The organism is Dactylosporangium sp. CA-052675 (assembly GCF_050947935.1).
Classification (GTDB): Bacteria; Actinomycetota; Actinomycetes; order Mycobacteriales; family Micromonosporaceae; genus Dactylosporangium.
Map to the genome: position 1 here is coordinate 2,805,717 of NZ_CP192010.1, position 11,814 is coordinate 2,817,530.

Here is an 11,814-nt window from a genome sequence, read left to right on the forward strand (position 1 = left end):
AACGAGAGGTGCACCACGACGTCCTCGGGCTGCTCGACGCGCATCTCGCCGAGCTGACCGCCCTTCGCCACGTCCTCGCCGCGCCCCGACCGGTGCACCCCGGCGAGCGCTGGGCCGCGGCCCAGGAGACCGTCCGCTCCGCCGACCGGTACGCGCAGGCGGTGAGCGCGCTCATGGATCCCGCGCCCGTGTGACGACCGGCCCGGCCGTTAATCTGGCTGCGTGGGGGTCGTCGCTCAGCGGATTCGCTTCGCGCTGCGGCTGCTGCGCGACTGGCGCCTGACCGTCGCGTGGGGCAAGTCGCTGCTGCGCTCCGGCGTGACGAGCTTCGTCGTGCTCGCCGTCGTGTTCTGGGCGCTGCCCGGCGTGACGGCCAGCGGCGGCCCGCTGGCCCTGGTCGAGCTGACCGTGCTGCTCGCGGTCATCGGCACGCTCATGCGGCTGGTCCTGCTGGGCGTGGCGGTGCTCGTCGGCGGGGTCGGGGTGCTGGCCGTCGGCGTGATCATCCAGGCCGTGGTGATGTTCACCGCGCTGCGCCTGGCGGGCGGCGTCAGCGTCGGCTCGTTCGCCGACGCCTGGATCGCCTCGTGGCTCGCCGCCGTGCTCACCGCGCTCGTGAACTGGCTCGCCGACGCCGGCAGCGAGGACGTCTTCCTCGGCCAGGCGCTGCGGCAGATGGCCCGCCGGCACCGGGGCACCCCGGCGACCGAGCCGGGCGTGCTCATCGTGCAGCTCGACGGGCTCTCCGCGCCGCTGCTGTCGTGGGCGGTGAAGGCCGGCAACCTGCCCAACCTCGGGCACTGGCTGCGCTCGGGCACGCACGCGATGCGGGCGTGGCACACGGGCCTGCCGGCGACCACCCCGGCCAGCCAGGCCGGCATCCTGCACGGGGACTTCGCGCAGATCCCGGCGTTCCGGTGGTACGAGAAGGACGGCGCCCGGCTCGTGGTGACCAACCGGCCCCGCGACGCGGCCGACGTCGAGGCCCGCATCTCCACCGGCCGCGGCCTGCTCGCCGACGGCGGCGTGAGCATCAGCAACGTGTTCTCCGGCGACGCCCCGACGAGCCTGCTGACGTTCAGCAACGCGTCCCTGCCGGGCCGCTCGGCGCGCGGCTACCTGGCCTTCGTGGCCAGCCCCTACGGCTTCGCGCGGGCGCTGGTGCTCTCCGTGGGCGAGATGCTCAAGGAGATCCAGCAGGCCCGGCGGCAGCGGTTTCGCAACGTGTACCCGCGGGTGCCGCGCACGGCCGCCTACGTGGCCCTGCGCGCGGTCACCAACGTGCTGCTGCGCGATCTCAACGTCTCGCTGATCGCCGAGCAGATGAGCCGGGGCGCCCCGGTGATCTACTGCGACTTCGTCGACTACGACGAGGTCGCGCACCACGCCGGGCCGCTGCGCCCGGAGGCCCTGCAGACCCTGGAGGGGCTCGACCGGGTGCTCGGCACGCTGCACAAGCTCGCCCGGGTCGCCGGGCGCGACTACCGCATCGTCGTGCTCTCCGACCACGGGCAGAGCCAGGGCGCGACCTTCAGCCAGCGCCACGGCGTGACGCTCGAGCGGCTCGTCGCCGACCTCGCGGGCAACGGCTCCGAGTCGGCCACCGCCGGACCCGACGACGAGGACTGGGGCCGGGCCAACACCCTGCTCGCCGGCGTGTCGCACCAGACCCGCTCGTGCGGCCCCGTCACGCACCGCCCGCTCGGCGAGGTCGTCACGATCGCGTCCGGGAACCTCGCCATGCTGTACCTCACCGCCGTCCCCGGCCGCGCCGGGCTCGACGCGATCGAGCAGCTGCGCCCCGGCCTGGTCGACGGGCTCGCCAAGCACCCGGGCATCGGCCTCGTCGTCGCCGCGACCGCGGACGGCCCGGTGGCGATCGGCCCGGCCGGCCGGCACCACCTGCGCGACGGGCGCGTCGAGGGCGTCGACCCGCTGCTGCCCTACGGCCCCGCGGCCGCCGCCGACCTGCTCCGGCACCAGGACATGGCCCACGTCGGCGACCTGGTCGTGGTGAGCCGCGTCGACCCGGGCACCGACGAGGTCGCCGCGTTCGAGGAGCTCGTCGGCTCGCACGGCGGCATCGGCGGCTGGCAGACCGAGGCGATCCTGGTGCACCCCGCCGAGTGGCCGATGCCCGCCGGGGAGCTGCTCGGGCCGGTCGCGGTGCACGAGCGGCTGGTCGCCTGGCTCGAGGAGCTGGGCCTGCGCGAGCAGGTGCCCGAGGCGCCCGCCGGCGAGCAGGATCTTCCCTTGTCCGGCAGAGTTCGAGGTGTTTAGATCAACCCATGTCTGAGGCCGCATTACGCCCCTGGAACTGGGAAGACCCGCAGGAGCTGGCCGCCACGGTCGACTCGTTCACCGAGGACCTGGCGCGCGTGGAGAAGCTCGCGCCCCAGCTGTCCGCCGAGGTGCTCGACCGCTCGCACTTCGACCGGCTCGGCCTGACCGGCATCGAGTTCGCGGCGTTCAAGACGAGCCACCCGCGCGCGCTGGGCACCGACCTCGTCTCGCTCACCGCCGCCGACGGCACGCGGACCGAGCCCGGCCAGGTGTACCGCGTCGACGACACCGCGTACTTCACGCAGATGGACATCACCGCCCGGCTGCCGGTCGCCGACGACACCGTGGACTGGGCCTACGCCGAGCACCTCATCGAGCACGTGACCCTGCGGGCCGGCATCGCCTGGCTGACCGAGGTCAAGCGCATCCTGCGCCCCGGCGGCCTGCTGCGCGTCACCACGCCGGACCTCAAGGTCTACGCGGAGAGCTACGTCAACCACGACGGCTTCTTCGGCAAGCACCGCCGGCGCATGAACCGCGCCCTGACCGGGGTCGCGCCCGCGATGCCCGCGCGCGGGGCGTTCATGTTCAACCAGCTGTTCTACGTGTACGGCCACCGCTGGCTCTACGACCTCGAGGAGCTCACGTACGCGCTCACCGCGGCGGGCTTCGCCGAGGACGGGATCGCGGTGCGCGCCTACCGCGAGGGCGCCCTCCCGGACGTGGCCGACCTCGACCAGGTGCTGCGCAACGACGAGACGATCTACGTGGAGGCTACGGCGTGACCTTCGCCGCCGGGTCCCCGGCGCCGCGCGCCCGCCGCTTCTCCAACCAGCTCGCGACCTGCCCGGCCACGACCACGACCACGATCGCGCAGACCACGCCCTGCCACGGCTGCGCGAAGACGTTGCGGCTGAGCAGGCCGATCGCGCTGTACGTGGCCGACCACAGCACGCAGGCGGCGATGTTGGACACGACGAAGGTACGCCACGACAGCCCGACGATCGCCGCCGTGAGCAGCACCGGGATCCGTCCGCCGGGCACCAGCCGGGACACCAGCAGGGCGGTCACCGGCCGCCGCTGGAGCCGGTCCCGCACGGTCTCGGCGAGCCGCCACGGCTGGCGCAGCAGCCGCAGCCGCCGCGTGAGCGCCTCACCGCCGGCCCGGCAGATCGCGAACGTGACGGCGTCGCCCACGTAGGCCCCGAGCCCGCCCGCCGCGATCACGACGGGCACGGCCAGGGGACTGTAGTGCGCGGCCAGCACCGCGGTGGCGCTGACCGCGGCGCCGGTCGGCAGCACGGGCAGGATCGAGCCGGCCGCCACGATGCCGAACATGATCGCCACCGCGGCGATGAGCCCCCCGAGCGTGATCACGAAACGGTCAGGCTCTCGCCGGGCGCGAGCACGCGCACGCCGGTCTGCGGGGCCGTGTCGCGGGTGTGCGCGGCGAACTCGTCGCCCGGCCGGTGGAAGCGGTCCGGCCGCACCCGGCCGCAGCCGATCGGCCACAGCGTGCCCCAGTGGATCGGCACCGCCTGGCCGGGCTCCACCAGGCGCATCGCCTCGGCCGCCCGGGCCGGGTCGAGGTGCCCGGGCCCGAGGGTCCAGCCCCAGCCCCAGACCGGTACCAGCGCCAGATCCACCGGACCGATCTCCTTCATCTCGTCGAAGAGCCCGGTGTCCCCGCCGAACCAGGCCGAGCGCTCCCCGGCGACGACATAGCCCAGGGCCACGGCCCGGATGCGCGACTTCGGGGTCCGCCCGCCGTCGTGCGAGGCCGGCACCGCCCGCACCGTCACGTCGCCGACCCTGGTCTCCTGCCCGGCCCGCAGCTCGACGAAGTCGCGCTCGCCGAGCCGCGAGCGCAGGAACGCCGCCGCCCCGTGCGGCACGATCAGCCGGGTGGCGGTCGGCAGCGACCGCAGCGACGGCAGGTCGCAGTGGTCGGCGTGCAGGTGGGACACGACGACCGCGTCGGGGGCCCGGTCCAGGCTCGGCCGCGGCCCCCGGCGCCGGTGCAGGTGCGCCAGCCGGTCGCGCAGCACCGGATCGGTCAGGATCGTGACCCCGCGCTCGCGGATGGCCACGGTCGCATGTCCCCACCAGGTGACGTCCATCCAGCCATTATGTGCTCGGGCTAGACGGCCTCGCTGACGGCGGGCTCAGGCGCGGGGCGCGGGGCCGGCCGGCCCGGGCGGCCCGTGCGCACCACGAGCAGCACCAGCACCGCGGCGGCCAGGCCGGTGAACCCGGCCACGGCGGCCACGTGGTTCACCGCGTCGGTGGGTGCGTGGTGTCCGGCGAGCCGGTGGGCGAAGATCGAGCCGAACACGGCCACGCCGAGGGCGAACCCGAGCTGGCGGAACGTGTTGACCGCGCCGCCGGCCATGCCGCTGCGCTCGTGCGGGACGGCGGCGAGGGCGGCCGAGGCCATCGTCGGCAGCACCGCGGCGACGCCGAGCCCGACGACGACGAGGCCGGGGATGAGCGCGGTCGCCGGGGACGCGGGCGTGAGCCGGGACTGCAGCAGGGCGCCCGCGCCGATGAGCAGCAGACCGGCCCCGATCGACCAGCGCGGGGACACCCGCTGCAGGAACCGGCCGCCGAACGCCCCCACGAGGAACGAGGCGGCGCTCATCGGCAGGGCGCCGAGCAGCCCCGCGTCGACCGGGCCCTTGCCCATGAACTGCTGCAGCCAGACCGTCGTGAACGGCAGGTAGGCGAAGGCGGAGGCCTGGGCCAGGACCGACGCCGCCATGAGGGCGCTGAAGGACGGCTTGGCGAACAGGCGCAGGTCCAGCATCGGGTGGCCGGTGCGCCGCTCGACGACGACGAACGCGGCCAGGGCCACGGCGGCGACGGAGAAGGCGGCCAGGGTGCTCGGCGCGGTCCAGCCGGCGTCCCCGCCCCGGATCAGGGCGAACGTGACGGCGGTGGCGCTGAGCGTGAAGGTGACGATGCCGGCCAGGTCCAGCCGGTGGCCGGTGCCGGAGCGGCCGTGGGACTCGGTGACGCCGCGCAGGGTGAACCAGACGGCCAGGAGGCTCACGGGGAGGTTGACGATGAAGATCCAGCGCCAGCCGAGGTGCTCGGTGAGCAGCCCGCCGGCGATCGGGCCGGCCGCGGCGGCGGCGCCGTTGACCGCGCCCCAGACCCCGAAGGCCACGCCGCGGTCGCGGCCGGTGTAGGCGACGCCGAGGATCGCGACGGTGGTGGCGAGCATCGCGGCCCCGCCGAGGCCCTGCAGGAACCGGGCGGCGATGAGCAGGCCGGCGTTCGGGGCGACCGCGCACAGCAGCGAGGCGGCCGCGAAGACGACGGTGCCGCCGAGGTACACGCGGCGGCGCCCGTGCCGGTCGGCCAGCGACCCGGAGGCCAGCAGCACGGCGGCGAGCGCGAGGGCGTACCCGTCGAGGACCCACTGCAGTCCGCCGATGGTGACCCCCAGGTCGCGGGAGACGGCGGGCAGCGCGACCGTCACGATCGTGACGTCGACGAGCAGCATGAACGTGCCGATGGAGACGGCGACGAGGGCAGACCATTTGGGCATGCCGTCGAATGTGCGATCCGCGCCGGTTCCTGGGTAGCTTTCCGGCCCGAGGTGGCGGATTCCGACATCGCTTATCGTTGGCTGGTGGAAGTCGACACCCTCGACCACCAGATCGTCGACGCGCTGCGGCTGGACGGGCGCGTCTCCTTCAGCGCCCTCGCCGAGATCCTGGGCGTCGCCGACCAGACGGTGGCGCGGCGGTACCGCCGGATGCGCGACGGCGGCCTGCGGGTCGCGGCCCTGCCCGACGGGGTGCGCCTCGGCTACGACATGTGGATGATCCGCCTGCAGACCACGCCGGACAGCGCGGGGGCGATCGCCGAGGCCCTGGCCCGCCGCCCCGACACCACCTGGGTGACGCTGGGCTCAGGCGGCACCGAGGTCACGTGCGTCGTGCAGAACCCGGGCACCGCCGACCGCGAGGCCCTGCTGCTGCAGAAGCTGCCGCGCACCCCGCGGATCGTCTCGGTGCGTGCCCACTGCCTCATGCACCACTTCGCCGGCGGCCCGGTCGGCGGCGAGGCCCGCGACACCCGCCTCAGCGCCGGGCAGATCGCCCGGCTGCGCCCGCCGGTGCCGCCGCCGGGCACCACCGCGGTGCTCACCGACGAGGACCGGCCGCTGCTGGCCGCGCTCAACCGCGACGGGCGCCTCGGCTACCCGGCGCTGGCGGCGGCGCTGGGCTGGTCGGAGTCGACGGTCCGGCGGCGCCTGGAGCACCTGCGCGCCACCGGGGCCATCTTCTTCGACGTGGAGATGAACCCGGCGCTGCTCGGGTACCCGGCGCGGTTCCTGCTGTGGCTGACGGTCGCGCCGGCCCACCTGGCCGCGGTGGGGCAGGAGCTGGCGCGCCACGAGGAGGTCGTGTTCGTCGCGGCGACGACGGGGGAGACGAACCTCATGGCGACCGTGATCTGCCGGGACATGGCGCAGCTGTACACGTACGTCACCCGTCGCATCGGGCCGTTGCGCGGGGTGGAGCGGCTCGAGTCGGTGCCCGCCCTGCGCCACGTGAAGCAGGTCGCCGCGGTGGTGTGAGCCGACCGGCGGGGCACGTCGTCCCACGGCTCACCGGACGTCGGCGTCGCCGGGCGAGATGCCGGGCCGAGCCCGGGGCGTCGCGGGCGGCCCGGCGCTGAAGGGTCGCGCGTCGGGCGGCACCCAGCCGGTCCGGGCCGCCTGCGTGGCGAGGGTGCCCGGGCGGTAGTGCTCGTTGAGGAGCCGCTTGTCGAGCACCTCGGGGTGGCGCGCCGCGAAGACCGCGAAGTCCGGGTCGTCCGGCCTCATCCGGGCCGCGATCAGCTCGACCCAGGCGCGAGTCATCGTCACGTGGTACTTGCGGGGCTGCCCCGCGTACCGGGCCGTGCGCCGGATGCCGTCGCCGACGAGCCCGATCGCCGCGTCCGGGCCCACCCGGCGGATCGCCAGCCAGGTCAGGTGCACGTGCTCGCGGTGCCCGAAGTGCCCGGGTCCGGCGGTGACCGCCGCGAACAGCTCGCCGAAGGTGGGGGTCATGCGGCGGCCTCGGTCAGCGCGCGCAGGACCGTCGCCGCGCGCTCGGCGGCGTCCGGGGGCAGCGAGGCCAGGGCGCGCCGCTCCACGTCGGCCATCGCCTCCAGGACCCGCGTGGCGATCGTCGTCCCCGGCGGGGTGAGGCGGACGACCACCGTGCGGCGGTCGCGCTCGTGGGGGGCGCGGCTCACCAGGCCGCGTTGTTCCAGGCGGTCCAGGATGCTCGTGAGCGTCGTGGGGCGCGTGCCGGCCGCGGCCCCGAGCTCGGACACGGTGCTCGCGGCGTCGGGGCGGCGTGCCAGGTTCGCCAGGGCGTTGAGCTCGGACGGGGCCAGCCTCAGCTCGGCCAGGTCCGTCGTCAGCCGGTGCAGGGTCGCGTGGGTGGCGCGCTGGAGGTCGAGCAGCAGAAATACCACGAGATCGGATTATACGATATCGCAGTACCTTATGCGACCCCGTGGATGTGGTACGCGCCCGTCTTGCGGTGTCGCTTGGCCGTGTACATCGCGGTGTCCGCCTGGCGCAGCAGCTCGTCCGGCAGGGAGGCGTCGTTCGACAGGGCCACGCCGACGCTGGCGCTGGCCGGCAGGCGGTGGCCGTCGACGACGATCGGGGCGCCCACCGCCTCCACCACCCGCTGCGCGATCCGCACCGCGGCCGCCAGATCCGGCAGGTCCTCGGCCACGACCACGAACTCGTCGCCGCCCAGGCGCCCGACCGTGTCCTCCAGCCGCACGCAGTGGGTGAGCCGGCCCGCCACCGCGCGCAGCAGCTCGTCGCCGGCCCCGTGGCCGAGCGTGTCGTTGACCGGCTTGAAGCCGTTGAGGTCGATCAGCAGCACGCCCACGCGGCGGCCGCTGCGGCGGGCGCGCGCCAGGGCCTGCACCAGCCGCTCGCCGATCAGCCGGCGGTTGGCCAGGCCGGTGAGCGGGTCGTGCAGCGCGCGCACGGTCAGCTCGGCGGTGAGCGCGGCGCCGTCCAGGGCCAGCGCGGCCTGGGTGCGCAGCGTCTCCAGGGCGCGGCGCAGGTCGGCGTGCAGGGTGCGGTGCGCGGTCACGCCGAGCACGCCGAAGAAGCGGCCGTTGACGACCAGCGGCAGGAGCAGGGCCGTGCGGGTCGTGGTCAGGCCCGGCACGCCGAGCTCGGCGAGGTTGCCGACGCCGAGCACCTCGCCGGCCTGCATGAGCGCGCGCAGCGGCGGCGGCGGGGCCAGGCGGCGGCCGACCAGGCCCGTGTCCGCGCCGTCGAGGTCCGTGCCGGCCGCCGCCACCACCACGAGCTCGTCGACCTGCGGCTCCAGCAGCACGGCCAGCGCGTCCGGCGTGTCGGCCAGCAGCGCGGCGGCCCCGTCCACGGCCAGCTCGTGCACGGCCTTCGTGTCGCCCGCGGTCAGCAGGCCGGTACCGGTGTCGGCGAGGATCTGGTCGCGCACCATCGACTTGCGCAGGGCCGCCAGGGTGCGGTCCAGCCGCCGCAGCAGCCGCGCGTGGACCCGCAGCGACCACGCCTGCCCCGCGAGCACCGCGCCGTTGAGCGCCAGCGCCGCGACCGGGACCGCCCAGCCGTGCCGGTCGGGGCGGTCACCCCAGGCCGCGAGCAGCACCGCGTCGACGGCGCCGACCGCCGGCAACGACACCCAGGTGACGAGCCGGCCGGTGCGGTCCACGCTTCGCTCATCGGCACATCGCCGCACCCTGCTAACGTTTTCGCGCCGCTTGCCGATGGGAAGACCCGTGGCGGAGGCAGCGGTACTCGTGCGGCGACTGATGGTCGCGATCGTCGCCTGCATGCTCGCCACCGCCTCGTGGGCCGCGCTCTACGCCGCCGGCCTGCCCGTGCCCAAGCAGATCGTGTGGGTCGTCGGCCCGTTCGGCCTGGCGATGTCCGCCTGGATGGCCTGGCTGGCCGGGGAGGTGCCCGGGATCGCGGCGAGCGCGCGGCGGTTCTGGCACCGGTTCGCGCTCGCGACCGGGCTGGTCACGGTCGGTACCGCCATCATGACCCCGGGCCGCCTCAGCCCCGAGTCGCCGTATGCGCTGCGGCTCATCCAGATCGCCGCGCCGGTGCTCGTGGCGGGCATCCTCATCGTGCTGTACGCGCTGCTGCGGCTCCCCGTGCGCACCCGCACCCGCGCCGAGTGGGCCCGCCTCGGCCTCGACGGGCTCACCGTGCTCATCACCACGGCCCTGTTCCTGTGGCACCTCGCGCTGCGCCCGATCGCGGAGCACAACGGCCACCTCGGCGTCCTGATCGGTCTCTCCCTCGTGGGCGCCACCTGCCTGGTCACGCTCGTGGCGGTGCTCAAGGTCGTCATGCTCGGCAGCGGTACCGTCAGCCGCCGCTCCATGGCCCTGCTCGCCACGACGCTGGTCGCCGGCGGCCTCAGCTCCGCCGTGTCCCCGCTCATCGCCACCCACCCGCGCCTGGCCGGGCTCCAGCCGATGCTCACCCTCGTCGAGTGCCTGCTCGTCGCGGCCGCGGCCCGGGCCCAGTGGCGCCCCGCGGCCGCCCGGCGCACCGCGCGCGGCGAGCGCACGTACAGCAAGCTGCCCTACTACGCCGTCGGCGCGACCCTGGTCCTGCTCGCGTTCGTGGCGTACACCGACCACCGCGACATCGCCGCCGTGGCCACCGGCGCCATCGCGGTCAGCGCGGTCGTCGGCGCCCGCCAGCTCGTGGCGCTGCGCGACAACCAGCGCCTGCTCGCCGAGCTCAGCGCGCACGAGCGCCGGCTGCGCCACCAGGCCACCCACGACGCCCTCACCGGCCTGGTCAACCGCAACCACTTCACCGAGCTGCTCGGTGCCGCGCTGCGGCGCCCGGGCCCGACCGCGGTCCTGCTCATCGACCTCGACGACTTCAAGCTCATCAACGACACCCTCGGGCACGCGGTCGGCGACGAGGTGCTCATGACCGTGGCCGAGCGCCTCCGCGGGGCCGTGCGCGCCGAGGACGTCGTGGCGCGCCTCGGCGGCGACGAGTTCGCGGCGATGCTCTACGAGGTGCCCGGCGAGGACGCCATCGGCGTCGCCGAGCGCATTCGCGACGTGCTCACCACCTCGGTCCGCGCGGCCGGGCACGAGCTGCTGGTGCGGGCCAGCGTGGGCGTCGCCGCCTCGTCGCCGCCGCTCGGCTGGGAGCCGGGGCACGGTGGAGAGCCTGTGCTCGATTCGGAGTCGGCGGCGGGTGGGGAGTCGGCGTTCGGTGGTGAGTCGGCGGCGGGTGGGGAGTCGGCGTTCGGTGGGGAGTCGGCGTTCGGTGGTGAGTCGGCGGCGGGTAGGGAGCCGGTGCTCGGTGGGGAGTCGGCGCTCGGTGGGGAGTCGGCGCTCGGCGAGGATGTCGATACGCTGCTGCGCAACGCCGACCTGGCCATGTACGCGGCGAAGGAGCGGGGCAAGGGCGGGCACTTCGTGTACGTGCCGGGCATGACGACCCGCATCGTCGCCCACGCCGAGATCGGGGCGCGGCTGCGCGACGCGATCGATGCCGGGCAGCTCCATCTGCAGTACCAGCCGATCGTGCGCCTGGACGACGGCCGCACCGTCGGCACGGAGGCCCTGGTGCGCTGGCGCCACCCCGAGCTCGGCGTCATCGCGCCGGGCGACTTCATCCCCGCCGCCGAGCAGACCGGGCTCGTGGTGCCCCTGGGCCGCTTCGTCATGCGCGAGGCGTGCGCCCAGCAGGCGCGCTGGCTGCGCGAGCTCGGCGCGTCCGCTCCCGGCTACGTGTCCGTGAACGTCGCCGGCCGCCAGCTCACCGACCCCGACTTCGTGGCCGACGTGCTCGGCGCACTCGACGACGCCGGGCTGGACCCGCGCCACCTCACCGTCGAGGTGACCGAGACCGCGGTGGTGGACGAGGCCGCGATCGCCGCGCTGCAGCACCTGCGCGATCGCCGCGTCCGCATCGCCCTGGACGACTTCGGTACCGCCGCCTCCTCGCTCGGCCTCCTGCTCACGTGCCCGGTGACCGCGCTCAAGCTCGACCGCTCCTTCGTGGACGAGATCACGACGGTCGCCCGGCAGGAGGCGGTGGCCACGGCGGTGATCCGCATGGCGCAGGCCCTAGACCTGGACACCGTGGCGGAGGGCATCGAGACGGAGGCGCAGGCGCGGATGCTGCGCCACCTGGGCTACACGTTCGGCCAGGGCTACCTGTACTCCCACCCGCTGGCCCCCGAAGACCTGGCCAAGCGCGCCGCGGTCGCCCCGCCCGCGTTCGCGGACCTCGCGGTGCACCACGCCACCTGAGTACTCACCACGCCACCGGAGTGCTCGCCCTTGGTCTCGATTCTTCGGCCGGCGCCTGCGGCCGCCGTGCGCACGTTCGCGAGCGCCGCGGTGCACCACGCCATCTGGGCGCTGGCCCGCTACCCGCGGTCCTTCGGCCGACGCCTCCGGTCGCCGTGCCCGCGTTCGCGAGCGTCGCGGTGCACCACGCCATCCGAGTGCTCGCCCGCCGGCTCG

At 75.0% G+C, this 11,814-nt stretch carries 11 protein-coding genes; 5 read left to right on the forward strand and 6 right to left on the reverse strand.

The features are described from left to right. Positions 1–8 precede the first annotated feature (8 nt). The 3 genes from ACQP1P_RS12665 to ACQP1P_RS12675 are packed head-to-tail and all read left to right on the forward strand — an operon-like array spanning position 9 to position 3,068. Complete coding sequence (locus ACQP1P_RS12665; RefSeq protein WP_433086230.1) at positions 9–194, forward strand: hypothetical protein; 186 nt, start codon at positions 9–11, stop codon at positions 192–194. A 28-nt stretch (positions 195–222) separates the two neighbouring features. Then, entirely contained in the window at positions 223–2,280 is a 2,058-nt protein-coding gene (locus ACQP1P_RS12670; protein ID WP_433086232.1) for an alkaline phosphatase family protein, read from the forward strand. An 8-nt stretch (positions 2,281–2,288) separates the two neighbouring features. Further along, complete coding sequence (locus tag ACQP1P_RS12675) at positions 2,289–3,068, forward strand: class I SAM-dependent methyltransferase (RefSeq protein WP_433086234.1); 780 nt, start codon at positions 2,289–2,291, stop codon at positions 3,066–3,068. On the opposite strand, the gene ACQP1P_RS12680 is transcribed toward ACQP1P_RS12675, so the two are convergent. The 3 genes from ACQP1P_RS12680 to ACQP1P_RS12690 are packed head-to-tail and all read right to left on the reverse strand — an operon-like array spanning position 3,058 to position 5,836. Beyond that, complete coding sequence (locus tag ACQP1P_RS12680; RefSeq protein ID WP_433086236.1) at positions 3,058–3,660, reverse strand: DedA family protein; 603 nt, start codon at positions 3,658–3,660, stop codon at positions 3,058–3,060. The two genes, ACQP1P_RS12675 and ACQP1P_RS12680, sit on opposite strands and share 11 nt — an antisense overlap. Next, entirely contained in the window at positions 3,657–4,403 is a 747-nt protein-coding gene (locus ACQP1P_RS12685; RefSeq protein ID WP_433086238.1) for an MBL fold metallo-hydrolase, read from the reverse strand. The genes ACQP1P_RS12680 and ACQP1P_RS12685 overlap by 4 nt, the downstream gene beginning before the upstream one ends. Before the next feature lie 20 nt (positions 4,404–4,423). Further along, on the reverse strand, positions 4,424–5,836 hold the full coding sequence (locus ACQP1P_RS12690; RefSeq protein ID WP_433086240.1) for an MFS transporter: 1,413 nt from the start codon (positions 5,834–5,836) through the stop codon (positions 4,424–4,426). Positions 5,837–5,920: 84 nt separating this feature from the next. On the opposite strand from ACQP1P_RS12690, the gene ACQP1P_RS12695 reads away from it, so the two are divergent. Continuing rightward, positions 5,921–6,874, forward strand: a complete 954-nt coding sequence (locus tag ACQP1P_RS12695; RefSeq protein ID WP_433086242.1) for an Lrp/AsnC family transcriptional regulator — start codon at positions 5,921–5,923, stop codon at positions 6,872–6,874. A 30-nt stretch (positions 6,875–6,904) separates the two neighbouring features. On the opposite strand, the gene ACQP1P_RS12700 is transcribed toward ACQP1P_RS12695, so the two are convergent. From ACQP1P_RS12700 to ACQP1P_RS12710, 3 genes are read right to left on the reverse strand one after another with little or no spacing between them, the layout of a single operon-like run. Continuing rightward, positions 6,905–7,351, reverse strand: a complete 447-nt coding sequence (locus ACQP1P_RS12700) for a hypothetical protein (protein ID WP_433086244.1) — start codon at positions 7,349–7,351, stop codon at positions 6,905–6,907. Then, positions 7,348–7,764 (reverse strand): MarR family winged helix-turn-helix transcriptional regulator, encoded by a 417-nt coding sequence (locus ACQP1P_RS12705; RefSeq protein WP_433086246.1) that lies wholly within the window; start codon positions 7,762–7,764, stop codon positions 7,348–7,350. Before ACQP1P_RS12705 ends, ACQP1P_RS12700 begins: the two co-directional genes overlap by 4 nt. Positions 7,765–7,793: 29 nt before the next feature. Then, entirely contained in the window at positions 7,794–9,014 is a 1,221-nt protein-coding gene (locus ACQP1P_RS12710; RefSeq protein WP_433086248.1) for a diguanylate cyclase domain-containing protein, read from the reverse strand. Positions 9,015–9,102: 88 nt separating this feature from the next. Here ACQP1P_RS12710 and ACQP1P_RS12715 point away from each other — a divergent pair, with 88 nt between their 5' ends. Then, on the forward strand, positions 9,103–11,598 hold the full coding sequence (locus tag ACQP1P_RS12715; RefSeq protein ID WP_433086250.1) for a putative bifunctional diguanylate cyclase/phosphodiesterase: 2,496 nt from the start codon (positions 9,103–9,105) through the stop codon (positions 11,596–11,598). Positions 11,599–11,814: the final 216 nt, after the last annotated feature.